This is a genomic window from Neotamlana sedimentorum (assembly GCF_000943565.1).
Lineage (GTDB): Bacteria > Bacteroidota > Bacteroidia > Flavobacteriales > Flavobacteriaceae > Neotamlana > Neotamlana sedimentorum.
Genome location: NZ_JTDW01000006.1, coordinates 72,863 through 91,139, shown reverse-complemented (window position 1 = coordinate 91,139; position 18,277 = coordinate 72,863). Strand labels below are relative to the sequence as shown.

14 protein-coding genes and 1 riboswitch are annotated in these 18,277 nt (G+C 34.0%); of the genes, 12 read left to right on the top strand and 2 right to left on the bottom strand.

The features are described 5' to 3' along the window. Nucleotides 1–58: 58 nt before the first annotated feature. Both leuB and PW52_RS09955 read right to left on the bottom strand, forming a co-directional pair. Nucleotides 59–1,177: a 3-isopropylmalate dehydrogenase gene (gene leuB / locus PW52_RS09960; RefSeq protein WP_044632799.1), complete on the bottom strand. Its 1,119-nt coding sequence runs from the start codon at nt 1,175–1,177 to the stop codon at nt 59–61. 71 nt (nt 1,178–1,248) lie between these two features. Beyond that, entirely contained in the window at nt 1,249–2,424 is a 1,176-nt protein-coding gene (locus PW52_RS09955) for a 2-isopropylmalate synthase (protein ID WP_082050890.1), read from the bottom strand. A gap of 147 nt (nt 2,425–2,571) precedes the next feature. On the opposite strand from PW52_RS09955, the gene PW52_RS09950 reads away from it, so the two are divergent. From PW52_RS09950 to PW52_RS09895, 12 genes are all read left to right on the top strand, one after another. Beyond that, entirely contained in the window at nt 2,572–4,122 is a 1,551-nt protein-coding gene (locus tag PW52_RS09950) for a hypothetical protein (RefSeq protein ID WP_044632798.1), read from the top strand. A gap of 95 nt (nt 4,123–4,217) precedes the next feature. Beyond that, nucleotides 4,218–4,341: riboswitch (SAM riboswitch) on the top strand. Nucleotides 4,342–4,458: 117 nt separating this feature from the next. Continuing rightward, nucleotides 4,459–5,733 (top strand): O-acetylhomoserine aminocarboxypropyltransferase/cysteine synthase family protein, encoded by a 1,275-nt coding sequence (locus PW52_RS09945; RefSeq protein ID WP_044632797.1) that lies wholly within the window; start codon nt 4,459–4,461, stop codon nt 5,731–5,733. A gap of 137 nt (nt 5,734–5,870) precedes the next feature. Further along, complete coding sequence (thrA, locus tag PW52_RS09940; protein WP_044632796.1) at nt 5,871–9,272, top strand: bifunctional aspartate kinase/homoserine dehydrogenase I; 3,402 nt, start codon at nt 5,871–5,873, stop codon at nt 9,270–9,272. Nucleotides 9,273–9,405: 133 nt separating this feature from the next. Then, the gene (locus PW52_RS09935) at nt 9,406–10,584 is read left to right on the top strand and encodes a trans-sulfuration enzyme family protein (protein WP_044632795.1); all 1,179 of its coding nucleotides are present in this window, start codon (nt 9,406–9,408) and stop codon (nt 10,582–10,584) included. A gap of 63 nt (nt 10,585–10,647) precedes the next feature. After that, nucleotides 10,648–11,373: a PhzF family phenazine biosynthesis protein gene (locus tag PW52_RS09930; protein ID WP_240475176.1), complete on the top strand. Its 726-nt coding sequence runs from the start codon at nt 10,648–10,650 to the stop codon at nt 11,371–11,373. A gap of 51 nt (nt 11,374–11,424) precedes the next feature. Continuing rightward, a complete protein-coding gene (locus PW52_RS09925; protein WP_240475175.1) occupies nt 11,425–12,399 on the top strand; it encodes a polysaccharide lyase family 7 protein in 975 nt (324 codons plus the stop codon). A 28-nt stretch (nt 12,400–12,427) separates the two neighbouring features. Then, entirely contained in the window at nt 12,428–12,862 is a 435-nt protein-coding gene (locus tag PW52_RS09920) for an RrF2 family transcriptional regulator (RefSeq protein ID WP_044632793.1), read from the top strand. 147 nt (nt 12,863–13,009) lie between these two features. Next, nucleotides 13,010–13,636, top strand: a complete 627-nt coding sequence (locus PW52_RS09915) for a phosphoadenosine phosphosulfate reductase domain-containing protein (RefSeq protein ID WP_044632792.1) — start codon at nt 13,010–13,012, stop codon at nt 13,634–13,636. Nucleotides 13,637–13,656: 20 nt separating this feature from the next. Continuing rightward, nucleotides 13,657–15,750 carry a HEPN domain-containing protein gene (locus PW52_RS09910; RefSeq protein WP_044632791.1) on the top strand — a complete coding sequence of 698 codons (2,094 nt, stop codon included), beginning with the start codon at nt 13,657–13,659 and terminating at the stop codon, nt 15,748–15,750. Nucleotides 15,751–15,762: 12 nt separating this feature from the next. After that, nucleotides 15,763–16,527, top strand: coding sequence for a uroporphyrinogen-III C-methyltransferase (cobA, locus tag PW52_RS09905; RefSeq protein ID WP_044632790.1), 765 nt, complete (start codon nt 15,763–15,765; stop codon nt 16,525–16,527). 2 nt (nt 16,528–16,529) lie between these two features. Further along, complete coding sequence (locus tag PW52_RS09900; protein ID WP_044632789.1) at nt 16,530–17,108, top strand: precorrin-2 dehydrogenase/sirohydrochlorin ferrochelatase family protein; 579 nt, start codon at nt 16,530–16,532, stop codon at nt 17,106–17,108. A 9-nt stretch (nt 17,109–17,117) separates the two neighbouring features. Next, the gene (locus PW52_RS09895) at nt 17,118–18,173 is read left to right on the top strand and encodes an NAD(P)/FAD-dependent oxidoreductase (RefSeq protein WP_044632788.1); all 1,056 of its coding nucleotides are present in this window, start codon (nt 17,118–17,120) and stop codon (nt 18,171–18,173) included. The last annotated feature ends 104 nt before the right edge of the window (nt 18,174–18,277 follow it).

The following is an 18,277-nucleotide window of genomic DNA, read 5'->3' as shown; positions in this document are numbered from 1 at the left end:
TTAAAATGTGCTTTTTGTTTTTTTAGGAGAAACCTACATAATTTTAACTACACCAAAATTATATAATTGTAGATTGACCCAAATGGATGTTGGTAAAATTTAAGTTGGTCTCATCTGGATTATTGATAAAATCTTCAATAAAATCGCCAACCTTGGTGGTGGTAATATTGTCATACTTGTTATTTAAATCTGGGGTTGTTATGTGTAATGTTAACGATTTTTCTACAGCATCTCTAACTAGTGATGCTTCATCATCTAAACCAAAATGTTCTAACAACATGGCTGCAGATAAAATAGATGCTATTGGGTTAGCAATGCCTTTATTAGTAGCCTTGGTATAAGCACCATGAATAGGTTCGAACATAACATGATTATCGCCAATAGAAGCAGAGGCTAATAAACCAATTGAACCTACTATAACACTTGCTTCCTCAGATAATATATCGCCAAACATATTTTCAGTTAAAATAACATCAAATTGTTTTGGGTTTATAATAAGTTCCATTGCAGCATTATCAATATACGTATAGTTCACCTCTACGTTTGAGTATTGCGTAGCCAATTCTTGTACTACACGGCGCCAAAGTCTTGAACTTTCTAAAACATTGGCTTTATCAACTAAAGTAAGTTTTCGTTTTCTACTTTGTGCGGCTTTAAATGCTGAGTGTGCTACACGTTCAATTTCTTCGCGTGTATATTTACATACATCGCTTGCCGTATTGTTATCTTCACTTAAATGTTTATCGCCAAAATAAATACCGCTAGTTAACTCTCTGTAAATTAAAATATTTGTGCCTTTAATTTGAGTTTTTTTAAGCGAGGATTTAATTAATAAATCATCGTAAGCAATTACAGGGCGAATATTAGTGTGTAAATCTAGTATTTTACGCAAACGAAGCAAACCTTGTTCAGGTCTTATTTTTGCATATGGATCTAAGTCGTAAGATGTTTTTCCAATGGCACCAAACAAAATAGCATCTGCATTTTTGCAAGTTTCAATAGTTGCTTCAGGTAATGGATCGTTAAATTTTTCAATGGCACTAGCGCCAACTAATGCATTAGAAAAGGTAAATACATGATCGAAATTTATAGCAATAGCCTTTAAAACTTTAACGGCTTGCGCTGTAACCTCCGGACCAATGCCATCACCTGGTAAAACAGCTATGTTTAACTTCATTTTTTAGGGGTATTAGAAACTTACAGCGTGTAAAGTTTACTTAAAAGTAAGGTTTTTAAATCAAACTTTTATTACGCCGATGTAATTTCTTTATATAATCTGCTGCTTTCTATTATTTTATGAATGTCGTTATCGTCAATTTCCTTTTTCTTATCAGCGAATTCTAAGAAGCTTGCGTAAATTTCATCTAATTGAAGCTTTGTTAATTCATAACCCACATTTTTAGCACGATACGCCAAAGCAGCACGACCACTTCTTGCAGTTAAAACAATAGCAGATTCTGTAACACCAACATCTTTAGGATCTATAATTTCGTAAGTTTCACGATTTTTAATAACACCATCTTGATGTATTCCTGAGCTATGGGCAAACGCATTTGCACCAACAATTGCTTTATTTGGCTGGGTGTAAATACCCATACTATCTGATACTAATTGGCTTAAGCCGTAAAGCATTTCAGAATTTATGTTAGTATCTAAATTTAAGTGAGGGTGTTGTCTTAAAATCATTACTACTTCTTCTAAAGCAGTATTTCCTGCGCGTTCACCAATACCATTTATAGTACATTCAATTTGGCGAGCCCCATTAATAACACCTTCAATAGAGTTTGCTGTAGCTAGCCCTAAGTCGTTATGGCAATGGCAAGATAAAATAGCTTTATCTATACCTTTTACGTTTTCTTTTAAATACTTTATTTTGGCACCATACTCGCTAGGTAAGCAATAACCGGTTGTGTCAGGAATATTTAATACGGTTGCACCAGCTTTAATTACAGCTTCACAAACACGTGCTAAATAGGCATTATCTGTTCGTCCTGCATCTTCAGCGTAAAATTCAACATCTTCTACAAACGATTTTGCATAACTTACTGCTTTAACAGCACGCTCAATAATATCATCTTGATTAGATTTGAATTTAAATTTAATATGAGATTCCGATGTGCCTATTCCTGTATGGATTCTTGGTGTTTTGGCATATTTTAAAGCTTCAGCAGCAACTTTTATATCGTTTTCAACAGATCTGGTTAAACCACAAACTGTAGCATTTTTTACAAGTTTAGATATTTCTTCAACAGATTTGAAGTCACCAGGACTTGATACTGGAAAACCAGCTTCAATAATGTCTACACCTAAATTATCTAGTTGTTCGGCAATAACTAATTTCTGTTCTGTATTCAATTTACAGCCAGGGACTTGTTCGCCGTCTCTTAGGGTAGTATCAAAAATTTGGACTTTATTATCAGACATTTGTTAAATAATATTTTCTTATTAGTCTACGAAGTTATATTTTGGTTAAATAAAACTTTAATGAAACATAACTTTATTACGATGTTTAAAGTAATATTGATGTTTTTAAATTATTGTAAATCAGTATTTTAATATTGTTTTTGTACTATGACAAAAGAACAAAAAGATAATTTATTTGTATTAATTAAATCGTTGTCTAAATCTGAAAAACGTCAATTTAAGCTTTACGTTGGTCGTTTAGGGGTTAATGATGATTCGAAATTTTTAATGCTGTTCAATATTCTGGATAAATTACCTGTTTACGATGAAGCTGCCATTTTAAAAAAAGGCATTGTTAAAAAACAACAATTATCTAATTTAAAAGCACATTTATATAAACAAATATTAATTAGTTTAAGGTTAAATCCGTCTCATAAAACTATTAGAATTCAAATTCGTGAGCAGTTAGATTTTGCGACTATTTTATATCATAAAGGACTTTATAAGCAAAGTTTAAAAATATTAGATAAAGCGAAAACACTAGCTATATCAAATGAAGAAAAAAACATTGCATACGAAATTGTAGAGCTAGAAAAAATTATTGAGTCACAGTATATTACTCGAAGCTTAAGTAATAGAGCAGACGAGTTAACCATACAGGCAAAGGAGCTTAGTTTGCATAATGTTGTAGCAAGTAAATTATCTAATTTATCGTTGCAGCTTTATGGTTTGTTTTTAAAAACAGGTTATGTTAAAAACGACGAAGAACATCAAATTGTTACTCAGTATTTTAACGATAGAATGCCTAAGTACGACATTAATCAATTAGGTTTTCGTGAAAAGTTATGGCTTTACAAATCATATTTATGGTACAGTTTTTTAACCGTTGATTTTTTGTCGTGTTACAAATATGCCTCGAAGTGGGTGGATTTATTTAATGAAAATCCTGAAATGATTAAGCAAAACCCGGTGTTTTATTTACGAGGAAATAATTATTTATTAGAATCGCTTTTCTTTTTAAAACAACATACAAAATTTAAAAATACGCTTCAGAACCTGCAAGAAGTTACTCAAGAAAAATGGTTTCCATTAGATGATAATAATGCTAGTCTAGCCTTTTTATTTATATATAACAATAAGTTTAACTTACACTTTATAGAAGGTAGTTTTAAACAAGGATTACCGCTGGTAGATGAGATTTTAGCACAATTAAAAGGTTTTAAAAATAGAATAGACGAGCACCACATTATGGTGTTTTACTATAAAATTGCAAGTATGTATTTTGGTGCTGGTGAGAATAAAAAGTGTATTGAGTTTTTAAATAAAATTATTAGTAATAAATCGTTGCAGTTACGTGAAGATTTATTGTGTTTTTCAAGAATTTTGAATCTTGTTGCACACTACGAAGCTGGTTTAGATTATAATTTAGATGTTCTAATACGAAGCACCTATAAGTTCTTAATTAAAATGCAAGACTTATACGATGTGCAAAAAGAATTTATAAAATTTTTACGTCGTTTAGGCGATATTTATCCGCATGAAGTTAAAAACGAATTTATAAAATTGCATAAAAAATTAAAAGAATATGAAAACGATCCTTATCAAAGTAGAGCGTTTTTATATCTAGATATTATTTCTTGGTTAGAAACTAAAATTGAAGGCAAACCTATTGATGTAATTATTCAAAATAAGTTTAAAGCACTACAAAACGATAAGTAGATTTTTAGAAATTATTAAAAAAAGCATCAAAAAATTTGGATATTAACTTTTTCTAATTGAATATTTGCACTCACAAAGTTCAAACACTTATTGAAATGTTATCAAGAAAGGTGGAGGGAATAGACCCGCTGAAACCTTAGCAACCCTTGTTCAAATTAAATTATTTGGTCATGAAGGTGCTACATTCTACTAAAGCTTTTGTTTTTAGATAGATAACTAACGCAAATTACTTTCTGTAATTACGCACACAATCTTAATAACATTTTTCTAATAAGCATACCATAGTGGTACGTTTTGACTTTTTTAATTTAAATTTTAAACTAAAAAATTAGAAAAATGAGCAATCAAAAATTAGCAACAAACGCATTACACGCAGGTCACGATGTTACCGCAAACGCAGGAACAAGAGCAGTACCTATTTACCAAACATCAAGTTATGTTTTTAATAATTCAGATCATGCGGCAAACCTATTTTCTTTAAAGGAACTAGGGTTTATTTACACCCGATTAAATAACCCAACAAATCAAATTTTACAAGAGCGTTTAGCGGCAGTTGAAGGCGGTATTGGTGCGGTAGTTTTTGCATCGGGAACATCGGCTATTTCAACAGGTTTATTAACGCTTTTAAAAGCTGGAGACCATATTGTAGCATCAAGCAGTTTGTACGGCGGAACCTATAATTTACTTAAAGTTACTTTACCGCGTTTAGGCATTACAACTACTTTTGTTGATGCAGATAATCCTGATAATTTTGCAGCTGCAGTACAAGATAATACGCGTGCATTTTTTGTTGAATCTTTAGGGAATCCAAAATTAGATGTATTAGATTTAGAAGCCATTGCAGCGCACTCGAAAGCTACTGGTGTACCGTTTATTGTTGATAATACTGTTGCAACTCCGGCATTATTAAACCCAATAGAACACGGTGCGAATATTGTTATTCACTCGTTAACCAAATATATTGGCGGACAAGGAACATCGCTTGGTGGAGCTATTATTGATGCAGGAACCTTTAATTGGGCAAACGGAAAATTCCCTGAATTTACCGAACCATCTGCAGGTTACCACGGATTAAAATATCATGAAACTTTAGGTGCTGCGGCATATACTTTTAAATTAATTTTAGAAGGTTTACGCGATTTTGGCGGCGCTTTAAGTCCTACCAATGCATTTAATATTATTCAAGGTTTAGAAACCTTACCGGTTAGAATTAAGCAACATAGCGAAAATGCCCTAGCTTTAGCAGAATGGTTAGAAGCACAAGATGAAGTAGCTTGGGTTAACTATCCTGGTTTAAAAAGTAATAAATACAATGCTTTAGCTGAAAAATATTTACCTAAAGGACAAAGCGGAATTGTTACCTTTGGTGCTAAAGGTGGTTTTGAAGCTGCTAAAACTATTGCAGACGAGACGAAATTATTCTCGTTATTAGCAAATATTGGCGATACAAAATCTTTAATTATACATCCGGCAAGTACGACGCATCAACAATTAACCGAAGCGGAACAAGAATCGGCAGGTGTTGGTCCAGATTTAATTCGTTTGTCAGTTGGTATTGAAGACATCGAAGATTTAAAAGCCGATTTAAAAGCGGTTTTTGCTAAGCTTTAGTTTTAGAATTTACCATAGCAAATAAGCCCGCGTTAGGGATAGTAGTGGATAGCCCGCAGCGATAGCGAGGACTTGTAACGTACAGCCCGACATCGATCCCAAATATTCGGGGCGGGGTAACGCCAAAATAAAAAATATTGGAAGCACTTTTGGAACACATAAAAATTAATAATTACACGACCATAAGCGGTGTGGAAATTCCAGAAATTAACTTGAGTTATCAGGTTTTTGGGAAACCACTTGGTACTGCTCAAATTGTTTTGGTAAATCATGCTTTAACAGGAAATAGTAATGTGGCTGGCGCCGATGGTTGGTGGAAAGATTTGATTGGAGACGATAAGGTTATTGATACTAATTTGTATACGGTTTTAGCCTTTAATATTCCGGGTAATGGTTACGATGGTTTTGTTATTGATAATTATAAGGATTTTGTTGCACGCGATGTGGCAAAATTGTTTTTATCTGGTTTGGAAATTTTAAAAACAGGCAAAATTTACGCCACTATTGCGGGGTCGTTAGGTGGTGGAATTGGTTGGGAAATGGCGGTTTTAAAACCCGATTTTACCGAGCATTTTATTCCGGTGGCGACCGATTGGAAATCGACCGATTGGTTAATTGCCAATTGCCAAATACAAGAGCAATTTTTATTAAATTCTAAAAACCCAGTCCACGATGCGCGTATGCATGCCATGTTGTGTTATCGTACGCCAGAATCGTTTAAAGAGCGTTTTCAGCGTAGTAAAAATGAGGATTTAGAGATTTTTAATGTAGAAAGTTGGTTGTTGCATCATGGTAAAAAGTTGCAAGAACGTTTTCAGTTATCGGCTTATAAATTAATGAATCAGTTGCTTAAAACTATTGATGTTACCAAGGGTAGAGGCGATAATTTTAATGTGCTGGATGTTATTAAAGCAAATATTCATATTGTTGGTGTAGATTCTGATATGTTTTTTACGGCGGAAGAAAACCGTGAAACACACAAGCAATTGGCGCTTACAAAACCCAATGTAACGTATAACGAAATACATTCGGTGCATGGGCACGATGCGTTTTTAATGGAGTACGACCAGTTAGAAAAAATTGTAGAAGGCATTTTTGTGCCAAATTCTAAAAAGAAAAGAATGAAAGTATTAAAGTTTGGTGGAAAATCTTTAGCGAATGGAGAAGGGTTAAACCGCGTGATTCAAATTATTGAAAATAAGGTTAAGGCTAACGAAAAAATAACGGTTGTGGTGTCTGCTCGTGGTGGTGCTACCGATGAGCTTGAGGCTATTTTAAATTTTGCGCATAAAGGGCAAGATTATAAAACCTTATTCGAGGCGTTTAAAACAAATCAAATAAAACCGTTGCCTGAAATTGATTTTAAAGATGAATTTGAAACGCTTGAGAAACTTTTTGAAGGTGTTAGTTTATTAGGCGATTATAGCAAGAAAACTAAAGATGAAATTTTAGCTCAAGGTGAATTATTATCGATTAAAATAGTTTCGGAATTACTGAAGCAAAAAGGAATTAACGCGAACCCAACAGATGCGCGATTACTTATAAAAACCGATGATGTTTTTGGTAATGCAAAACCTATAAATCAGTTATCGAAAGATAACGTAAAAAAATATTTTAAAGAGCATGCTGGCGTTATTGTAAATGTTGTAACCGGCTTTATAGCATCAAATAAAAATAATGAAACGACAACGTTGGGAAGAAATGGTAGTAACTATTCTGCAGCGTTATTGGCTAATTTTTTAGATGCTGAAGAGTTAGAAAATTACACCCATGTTAATGGTATTTACACGGCTAATCCCGATTTGGTTGAAGATGCTCAAAAAATTCGTGAATTATCGTTTAGTGAAGCAAATGAGTTAGCCAATTTTGGTACAACGGTTTTGCATGCAAAAACAATAATTCCGTTAGTAGAAAAAAATATAAACCTACGTATTTTAAACACTTTTAATGCAGACGACGAAGGCACGTTAATTACAGCAAAGCCAAATTCGAAAGAGGTAACTTCTTTATCTGTTTTAGATAATGTGGCACTTTTAAATTTAGAAGGTCGTGGCTTATTAGGAAAAAGTGGTGTCGATGCCAGAATTTTTGGTGCTTTAGCAAATAAAGATATTAGTGTTAGTATTATTTCTCAAGGCTCGTCAGAGCGTGGTATTGGTTTAATTATTGATGCCGACCAAGCCAATCAAGCTGTAATTGCGCTGGAGCGTGAGTTTGAAAGAGATTTTTACTCGCAAGATGTAAATAATATTAATGTAGTAGACGATGTTGCTGTAATATCCATTGTTGGTATCGAGTTAAGCTCGTTCCATAAACCATTTAATGCGCTTATTAAAAACCAGATTACACCGTTGTTGTTCAATAATACGGTTACAGGACGTAATGTTAGTTTGGTAGTTAAAAAGAGTCAGTTACATAAAGCTATGAATGTTATTCATGGTGAAATTTTCGGTATTGCTAAAAAAATAAACATTGCTATTTTTGGTCATGGTGGTGTTGGAGGAGCTTTAATTAATCAGATTTTAAAGTCGAAAGATGAAATTGAAAAACGTAAAGGCATCAACTTAAATGTATTTGCTATTGCAAATTCCAGACGATTATTACTAAATAAAAATGGTGTTAAAACCAATTGGGCAACCGAGATAAAATCTTCAAATTTTGAAAGTTCAGTTGAAGATATTATTGCTTTTGCAAAGAATCATCACCTTGAAAATTTAATTGCGGTCGATAATACAGCTAGTGCAACATTTTATCAAAATTACGTGCCGTTGGTTGAAGCTGGTTTCGATTTGGTTTCATCAAACAAAATAGCAAATACCATTTCGCACGATTTTTATAAAGATTTGCGTCTTCAACTTAAAGAAAATAATAAGCAGTATTTATACGAAACTACTGTTGGTGCCGGTTTGCCGTTAATTGATACGATTAAGTTGTTGCACGAATCTGGAGAAAATATTACCAGAATTCGAGGTGTATTTTCAGGAACATTAAGTTATTTATTTAATAATTTTTCGACTGAAGGTAAACCGTTTAGCAAAATTATACAGGAAACTATCGATAAAGGTTATACAGAACCGGATCCACGAGAAGATTTTTCGGGTAACGATGTTGCTAGAAAGTTATTAATTTTGGCACGAGAATTAGATTTAGAAAATGAATTTGAAGATGTTTCAGTGCAAAATTTAATTCCTAAAGCTTATCGCGATATTTCTGTTGATGAATTTTTAGGTCAATTAAATGTGTTAGACGAGCAATATCAAGGCATAAAAGATGCGCAAAAACCAGGGCATGTATTGCGTTATGTTGGAGATTTGTCGGGCGATTTATCGCAAAACAAAGGGAATTTAGAAGTGAAATTAGTGTCTATACCAGAAGATAGCACTTTAGGTCACGTAAAAGGTAGCGATGCTATTTTTGAAATTTTCACCGAAAGTTACGGTACGCAACCCATAGTAATTCAAGGTGCTGGTGCTGGGGCTGAGGTAACTGCAAGAGGTGTGTTTGGTGATATTTTAAGGTTGTCTAAACACATAAACTAGTTTCTACCTAAGTGGAAATCTCTAAGTAGATAAGTGTGATTTTTAGTATTGTTTTAAATTACACGAAAAATAGATTGTCACACTGAGCGCAGTTGAAGTGTAATAATAAATTGAAAAAATAAAAAGAAAAAGAATGAGCAATAAAAACCATTTTGAAACCGAAGCTATACGAACACAGACAGAAACAAGTCAGTTTTCAGAGCATTCTGTACCATTATACTTAACCTCTGGTTTCGTGTTTGATGATGCCGAAGAAATGCGAGCCTCGTTTGCCGAAGAAAAGCAACGCGATTTATACAGTCGTTACAGCAACCCAAATGTAAACGAGTTTGTAGATAAGGTTTGTAAAATGGAAGGTGCCGAAAGTGGTTTTGCCTTTGCAAGTGGTATGGCGGCAGTGTTTTCAACATTTGCGACCTTGTTAAATGCTGGCGATCATGTATTATCATGCAGCTCAGTTTTTGGAGCAACCCATGGTTTGTTTACCAAATATTTACCAAAATGGAATATTGAATGCTCATATTTTAATATCAACGAAGTTGAAACTGTAGAAAGTTTAATTCAGCCAAATACTAAATTTATTTACGCCGAAACACCTACTAATCCAGGTGTTGATGTTTTAGATTTAGAGTTGTTAAGTGCCATTTGTAAAAAGCATAATTTACTATTAGTTGTAGATAATTGCTTTGCTACACCTTATTTACAAAACCCAATAAAACATGGTGCCGATTTAGTAATTCATTCGGCAACAAAATTAATGGATGGTCAAGGTCGTGTGCTTGGTGGTGTTACTGTTGGTAAAAAAGAGTTAATTCGCGAAATTTATTTGTTTTCGCGTTTAACAGGGCCAGCAATGAGTGCTTTTAATGCTTGGGTGTTATCAAAATCTTTAGAAACTTTAGCGGTTCGTGTTGAAAAACACTGTGAAAATGCGCTTAAAATTGCAGCGTTTTTAGAGAAGCATTCTAAAGTAAATTGGGTGAAATATCCATTTTTAAAATCGCACCCTAAGTACGATATTGCAAAAAAACAAATGCGATTAGGAGGAAACATTATAGCTTTTGAAGTAACAGGTGGTGTTGAAGGTGGACGTAATTTCTTCGATAATATTAAGCTTTGTTCATTATCAGCCAATTTAGGAGATACGAGAACCATTGTTACGCATCCAGCTAGTACAACACATGCTAAAGTAGAGGCAGATGTTAAGGCGGCTGTTGGAATTACAGATGGCATGGTGCGAATTTCTGTAGGTTTAGAACATGTCGATGATATTATTAGAGATCTAGATCAAGCTTTAAACCATGCTGAATAATAGCATAATATATCAAGTTGATGCTTTTGCAGAAGAAGCTTTCAAGGAAACCCTGCCGGTGTTATGCTTTTAAAAGATGAAGTTTCTGAAGCTTGGATGCAAAACATGGCAATGGAAATGAATTTGTCTGAAACGGCATTTGTATTTCCCAAAAACGATCATTTCGAAATTAAATATTATACGCCAACAGTCGAGATTCCGCTTTGTGGTCATGCCACTTTGGCTTCAGCTCATATTATGTACAGTGTTGGTTTAGTGCCAACAGACCGACCAATATATTTTAAAGCTAAAGGCGGCGATTTAGTAATTCATTACGAAAACGGATTTATTGCTATGGAATTCCCAGAATACCAAGTCAGTTCAACCGAAATTCCAGTAAATTTTGAATCGCTTTTAGGGTTTAAGCCTATCGAAATGTATAAAAGTGAAGCAAATTGGTTTATAGCGATTGCCGAAAATCAAAAAGATATTGAAAATTGTTCGCCAAATTTCGAGGCTTTAAACGCCAATGGCTTAGGGCATTTAATGATTTCCGCGAAAGCGAACTATAAAGAAGCCGATTTTGTTGTGCGCTGTTTTGTACCGGAATCTGGAATAAATGAAGATCCTGTTACCGGTTCTGCACATTGTGCTTTAACCCCTTTATGGGCAAAAAAGTTAAATAAAAGTAATTTAGTCTCGCACCAAATATCAAAACGTGGCGGTGAGCTAATTTTAAATTATTTTAATAATAAAGTAAAAATAAAAGGAAAGGCAATTACAGTGTTTAAGGCCGATTTAGCGATTTAATTTGGCATGCTCATTGTAGTTCTTTTATAAAAATAAACTAAAACTAAACTTGTGAAAAAGAAATTATACCTAGTAATGCTGTTGTTTGTATCCATTACAATTTTTGGATGCAGTAGCGATTCTCCGAGTTCGGAAGAGGAAAAAGAAGAAATTAATAAAGAGAATGAAGAGGAAGAAGAAGAAACGAGTGGCATTAAAACACCTGCGGAAAACTTCGATTTATCGACATGGAATTTAAGTATTCCAGAAGATGAAGGCGATGGTACTTCGGTTACAATTACGGTAGCTCAATTGAATAATAATTACGAGAATTCAAAATATTTTTATACTGCCGAAGATGGCGGAATGGTTTTTAAATGCCCGATTGCGGGGTATAAAACATCTGAAAATACAAGTTATACAAGGGTGGAGTTTCGCGAAATGCTACGTGGTACAAATACCAGTATTAGTACACAAGGTGTAAATAAAAATAATTGGGTGTTTGGTTCGGCACCAACGGCCGATGTTAATTCTGCTGCGGGTTACGATGGCGAAATGACAGCTACACTTGCAGTAAATTATGTAACAACAACAGGCGATAGCGGCCAAGTAGGACGCGTAATTGTTGGACAAATTCATGCAAACGACGATGAACCTATTCGAATTTATTACAGAAAATTACCAAATAATAATCTAGGATCTATTTACTTCGCCCACGAACCTCGCGATGGTTATGGCAACGAACAATGGTACGAATTAATTGGTTCGCGCAGTAGTTCTGCTTCAAACCCTGAAGATGGCATCGCTTTAAATGAAAAGTTCTCTTATAAAATTAGAGTGGTAAATAATACTATGGTGGTTACTATTTTACGTGAAGGAAAAGATAACATTGTTAAAACCATAAGTATGGTAAACAGTGGTTACGACCAAGGTGGGCAATACATGTATTTTAAAGCAGGCGTGTATAATCAAAATAATTCGGGTAACGACGATGATTATGTTCAAGCTACTTTTTACGATCTAGAAAAATCGCATACACTAAATTAAATAGTTGTAAATTAATTATATTAGCAGTATGCTATCCAAAAAAACTAAATACGGCCTTAAGGCTTTAACTTTTATTGTGAATTCTGATGGGAATAACCCTGTACAGGTGAGTGCGATTGCTAAAAACGAACAAATACCACAAAAGTTTTTAGAGAGTATTTTACTCACTTTAAGAAAAGCAGGAGTTTTAGGTTCAAAAAAAGGTAAACATGGCGGTTACTATCTGCGTCAAGAACCCGAAGACATTTTAATGACAGAGGTTATGCGTGTGCTAGAAGGGCCTATTGCCATGGTGCCTTGCGTGAGTTTAAATTATTATGAAAAGTGCGACGATTGTGTCGATGAGGACAATTGTAGTGTACACAAACTCATGATTCAAGTTCGCGATAGTGCATTAAATGTGTTTAGAAATACTACACTTGCCGATTTAGCATTAAAAAATACTGAGGATATTGTAAAATAATATCTTGGTTCTTGCTTTTTTTTATCTGAAACTCAATTAATATAAATTTTTCCTAAAAATGGTTAACCAACTTTTTTGTTTAAAAAAAAGTTATACATTTGTAATTCCTATTAAATTGGTAGGATTAATATGTGAAAACAAAATAATATGTTAGGACACGAATTAGATATTGAGTTTTGGAATGAAAAATTAAGGAATTTATCACCTGCCGAAATTATTGACTGGGCTTTAAAACTTTCAGATAATAGATTGGTAACTACAAGTTTTGGTGTTTATTCTGCGGTGTTGTTAAGCACAATTACAAAACATGACAAAGACATTAAAGTAATTTGGTGTGATACATTATATAACGAACCAGATACGTACAAGCATGCCGAAGGTTTAATAGAAAGGTATAATTTAAATATTCATAAATACCAACCTTTAAAGCCAAAACACGAAATAGATGCTACCATTGGTTTGCCTGGAGTTGATGACGAAAGTCATTCGTTGTTTTCCGAAGTTGTAAAGTTAGAGCCTTTTAAGCGTGCACTAAACGAGCATCAACCAGAAATTTGGTTTACAAATATTAGAGATAGAAAAACAGAATTACGTTCTAAAAAAGACATTTTAAGTTTAAGTAAAGAAGGGATTTTAAAAGTAAGCCCATTTTACTATTGGGATGATGATGCTTTAGATCGTTTAATAGAAAAGAAAAAATTACCAAAAAACGTTAACTATTTCGATCCTGTAAAGGCATTAGATAATAGAGAGTGTGGTATACATTTACAATAAGCTAAAAAAAGAATTGCAATATGTTTAGTTTCGAAACAGAAATAGAAAATCCAATTGTACAAAAAGATATTATTGAATTAGCCAATAAAATCGAATTGTTTCATAAAGGAAAAATTGATGAAGAAAAATTTAGAAGTCTTCGTTTAGCACGTGGTGTTTACGGGCAGCGTCAAGAAGGTGTGCAAATGATTCGTATTAAGGTGCCTTACGGTAAATTAAAAAGTAATCAATTACGCCGAATTGCCGATGTGTCTGATGAATATTCTCGTGGAAGATTACATATTACAACACGTCAAGATATACAAATTCATTACGTAGATTTAAATAGAACGCCAGAGCTTTGGGCAGAATTAGAGAAAGATGAAGTAACTGTTCGCGAAGCTTGTGGTAACGTAGTAAGAAATGTTACGGCTAGCGAAACAGCAGGTATTGATGTAAACGAACCATTCGATGTATCGCCGTATGCAGATGCGTTGTATAAATTCTTTTTACGTAACCCAATTTGTCAAGAAATGGGGCGTAAATTTAAAGTATCATTCTCATCAACTGATGCAGATACCGGATTATCGTATTTACACGACATAGGATATATTGCAAAAGAAAAAGATGGTGTTCGCGGATTTAAAGTTATGGTTGCTGGCGGATTAGGTTCGCAACCAAGACATGCCGATGTGTTATATGATTTTGTTGAAACCGATAAAATCATTCCAATAATGGAAGGTGTATTAAGAGTTTTCGATCGTTATGGTGAGCGTAAAAGTCGTGCCAAAGCAAGAATGAAATTCTTAGTTAAAGATATCGGTCTAGAAGCATTTAGAGAGTTAATCGATAATGAACAAAAAGCGATCGAGTTTAAATCTGTAGCAATTGATGCCGATGCTTATGTAGCTTCTAAACCAGTTCAAGTTGAAGTACCTCAAGTTGAAATTAAAAACGAAGAAGCTTTCAATCTATGGAAATCAACAAACTTAATTCCCCAAAAGCAAGCAGGCTATGTTGCTATTGGTATTAAAGTTTTATTAGGCGATTTTTATACAGATAAAGCACGTTTATTAGCAAATTTAGTAGATAAATATGCGGCTAGTGAAGTACGTTTATCACTACGTCAAAATATTGTAATTCCTTTTGTAAAGGAAGATTTAGTACCATTTTTCTATCAAGAATTAGAAAAACTAGGATTTGTAGAAGCTGGTTACAACAAAGCAGTCGATATTACAGCATGTCCAGGAACAGATACATGTAACTTAGGTATTGCGAGTAGTACCGGAATTGCAGAAGAGTTAGAGCGCGTTATAAAAACTGAATATCCACAGTATTTAAAAAACGAAGATTTAGTTATAAAAATTAGTGGTTGTATGAATGCTTGTGGGCAACACAATATGGCAAATATTGGTTTCCAAGGGATGACGGTTCGTACTAAAGACAAATTGGTAGCCCCAGCTTTACAAGTTTTACTTGGTGGTGGAAACCAAGGTGATGGTAACGCTACTTTTGCCGATAAAGTGGTTAAAGTACCAAGTAGAAGAGGTCCAGAAGCGTTACGCAGAATTTTAAATGACTATGAAGCGAATGCCAACGGAAAACAGTTTGTAGAATACTACAAAGAAACTGGCGATCGTTATTTTTACGATTTGTTAAATGATTTACAAGATGTTACTAATTTAACAGATTTAGATTTTATCGATTGGGGTGAAGAAGAAAAATATGTTAAAGCCATTGGTGTTGGTGAGTGTGCTGGTGTGGTTATCGATTTAATCGCTACCTTGTTTTTCGAAAGTGAAGAGAAAATTGAAAATGCAAAAGAATCTTTCGAAAATGAAGTGTACTCTGGTGCTATATACTTAGCATACCAGTCGTTAGTTAATTCCGCGAAAGCGTTATTATTGGCCGAAAACAAGAAAACAAATACGCATGCCGGAATTATTTCTCAATTCGATGAACTTTTTATTGAAAGCGGAAGAATAGATTTAGGTGTTTCTTTTTCAGAATTAATCTATGAAATTAACAAAAACGCACCAACTAAAGATTTTGCTGTAAGTTACATCGCTAATGCGGAAAAGTTCTTAGCTGCAGTTAGAGCGTTTAGAGAAGCAGAACAAGCTCAAGAAGCTTAAAATCGATATAAAATGAATGCATTAACCCCTAAATTAACAGTTGTAGGCGCAGGTCCTGGAGACGAAGATTTAATAACTCTTAAAGCAATTAAGGCTATAGAATCGGCAAACGTTATCCTTTACGATGCACTTATAAACGAGAGTTTACTAAAATATGCTTCTCATGATGCGGAGCTTATTTTTGTAGGTAAACGCAGAGGGTGTTATGCATATCAACAAGAGCAAATTAACGATCTTATAGTTGCTAAAGCTAAAGAAAAAGGTCATGTGGTACGATTAAAAGGTGGCGATCCATTTATATTTGGTCGTGGTGCCGAAGAAATCGATTATGTGCGCCAGTTTGGGCTCGAAACCTTTATGGTTCCGGGTATTTCGTCGAGTTTAGCGGTGCCTGCTTATCAAGGCATTCCGTTAACAAAACGTGGGGCTTCAGAAAGTTTTTGGGTAATCACAGGCACTACAAAACGACACGAAATTTCAAGCGATATTGCTTTAGCTGCAAAATCAACGGCTACAGTTGTTATTTTAATGGGTATGGGTAAGCTTGGTAAAATTGTTGAAATTTTTTCAGCAGAAAATAAGCAAGATGCGCATATTGCCATTATTCAAAATGGCACTAGAGCCGATGAAAAAGTAGGTATAGGTAGAATATATAATATTGAAGCTATTGTAAAAGAGCAAGAATTGGCAAACCCAGCAATAATTATTATTGGTGATGTTGTTAAAGAGCGTGCTGTGTTAAGTTCTATTGCTTCAGAAGTTATAAACAACGGGTAATTATGGAAAGAAATAATTTATATCCGGTGTTTTTAAAGGTTAAAAATCTCAAGGTGCTTATTGTAGGTGGAGGTTTTGTTGCAGAAGAGAAACTTACTTTTTTGCTCAAATCAAGTCCAGATGCAAAAGTAACTATGGTATCTCCAATGTTTCGAGAAGGCACTTCAGCTTTAGCTGAAAAAGGAGATGTTACATTAATTAAGGATGTTTACAGTAAAAAATATTTACAAGGGCAGCATATTGTTGTAGCAACAACCGATGTGCCTGAAGTAAATGTTGAGGTTTACAAAGATTGTAGAGCTGAAGCAAAACTGGTAAATGTAGCCGATAATCCGCCGTATTGCGATTTTTATATGGGCGGTATTGTAACTAAAGGTAACGTAAAAGTGGCAATTTCTACCAACGGAAAGTCGCCAACAACAGCAAAACGTTTGCGTCAATTTTTCGAGGAAGTTATTCCAGAAAATATCGACGATTTAGTTAAAAATTTAAACGAATACAGAAAAACTATAAAAGGCGATTTCAAACAAAAAGTCGAAACGCTAAACGAATTTACTAAAGGATTAATAGAGAAAAATTAATATTTCAAAATGATTAAAACAGATATCATAATCATAGGAGCAGGACCAACAGGTTTATTTACAGTGTTCGAAGCTGGATTATTAAAACTTAAATGTCATTTAATTGATGCATTACCACAACCAGGTGGACAATGTTCAGAATTATACCCCAAAAAACCAATTTACGATATTCCTGGTTTTCCAGAGATTTTAGCGGGCGACTTAACTAAAAATTTACTTGAGCAAGGTAAGCAATTCGAGCCTGGATTTACTTTAGGTGAGCGCGCAGAAACTATCGATAAACAAGAAGATGGGACGTTTATTGTAACTACAAATAAAGGAACACAACACCAAGCGCCAGTTGTTGCAATTGCAAGTGGTTTAGGTAGTTTCGAACCTCGTAAGCCACAATTAGAGAATCTTGCAGATTACGAAGATAAAGGTGTGGAATACATGATTAAAGAACCAGAAATGTATCGTGATAAAAATGTGGTAATTGCTGGTGGTGGAGATTCAGCGTTAGATTGGAGTATCTTTTTAGCCGATGTTGCTAAAAGTGTAACATTAGTACACCGCCGTAATGAGTTTAGAGGGCATTTAGATTCTGTTGAAAAAGTAAGTGAGCTTAAAAAATTAGGTAAAATTAATTTAATTACGCCTGCCGAAGTAACTAATATTATTGGTGATGGTAAGGTTGAAGCTATTGAAATTACTAAAAAAGACGAAGAACCAGTAACTTTAGAAACCGATCATTTTATTCCTTTATTTGGATTGTCTCCAAAATTAGGGCCAATTGCAAATTGGGGCTTAGAAATCGAGAAAAATGCCATTAAAGTTAATAACGCATTAGATTATCAAACAAACATTCCTGGTATTTTCGCTATTGGTGACGGTAACTTTTACCCAGGAAAATTAAAATTAATTCTTTGTGGTTTCCACGAGGCAACTATTATGTGTCAAGCGGCATATAAAATCATTAATCCAGGAAAGAAATTTGTATTAAAATACACGACAGTTTCTGGAGTAGATGGTTTCGATGGAACACGTAAAGAGGCGCCAAAAGCCGTTGTGCAAGCCATAGACTAAGCATTATTTAAAATATAACAAAAATTAAATCCTGCAAGGTTGCATTTACCTTGTAGGATTTAATATTTTTGAACGACTATCAATTAAAAATTAAATAAGCTGTA

Bases quoted from the DNA above. Each gene is read 5' to 3' on its own strand.
- leuB (WP_044632799.1), bottom strand. From the start codon at position 1,177: ATGAAGTTAAACATAGCTGTTTTACCAGGTGATGGCATTGGTCCGGAG.
- PW52_RS09955 (WP_082050890.1), bottom strand. From the start codon at position 2,424: ATGTCTGATAATAAAGTCCAAATTTTTGATACTACCCTAAGAGACGGC.
- PW52_RS09950 (WP_044632798.1), top strand. From the start codon at position 2,572: ATGACAAAAGAACAAAAAGATAATTTATTTGTATTAATTAAATCGTTG.
- PW52_RS09945 (WP_044632797.1), top strand. From the start codon at position 4,459: ATGAGCAATCAAAAATTAGCAACAAACGCATTACACGCAGGTCACGAT.
- PW52_RS09935 (WP_044632795.1), top strand. From the start codon at position 9,406: ATGAGCAATAAAAACCATTTTGAAACCGAAGCTATACGAACACAGACA.
- PW52_RS09930 (WP_240475176.1), top strand. From the start codon at position 10,648: ATGCTTTTAAAAGATGAAGTTTCTGAAGCTTGGATGCAAAACATGGCA.
- PW52_RS09920 (WP_044632793.1), top strand. From the start codon at position 12,428: ATGCTATCCAAAAAAACTAAATACGGCCTTAAGGCTTTAACTTTTATT.
- PW52_RS09915 (WP_044632792.1), top strand. From the start codon at position 13,010: ATGTTAGGACACGAATTAGATATTGAGTTTTGGAATGAAAAATTAAGG.
- PW52_RS09910 (WP_044632791.1), top strand. From the start codon at position 13,657: ATGTTTAGTTTCGAAACAGAAATAGAAAATCCAATTGTACAAAAAGAT.
- cobA (WP_044632790.1), top strand. From the start codon at position 15,763: ATGAATGCATTAACCCCTAAATTAACAGTTGTAGGCGCAGGTCCTGGA.
- PW52_RS09900 (WP_044632789.1), top strand. From the start codon at position 16,530: ATGGAAAGAAATAATTTATATCCGGTGTTTTTAAAGGTTAAAAATCTC.
- PW52_RS09895 (WP_044632788.1), top strand. From the start codon at position 17,118: ATGATTAAAACAGATATCATAATCATAGGAGCAGGACCAACAGGTTTA.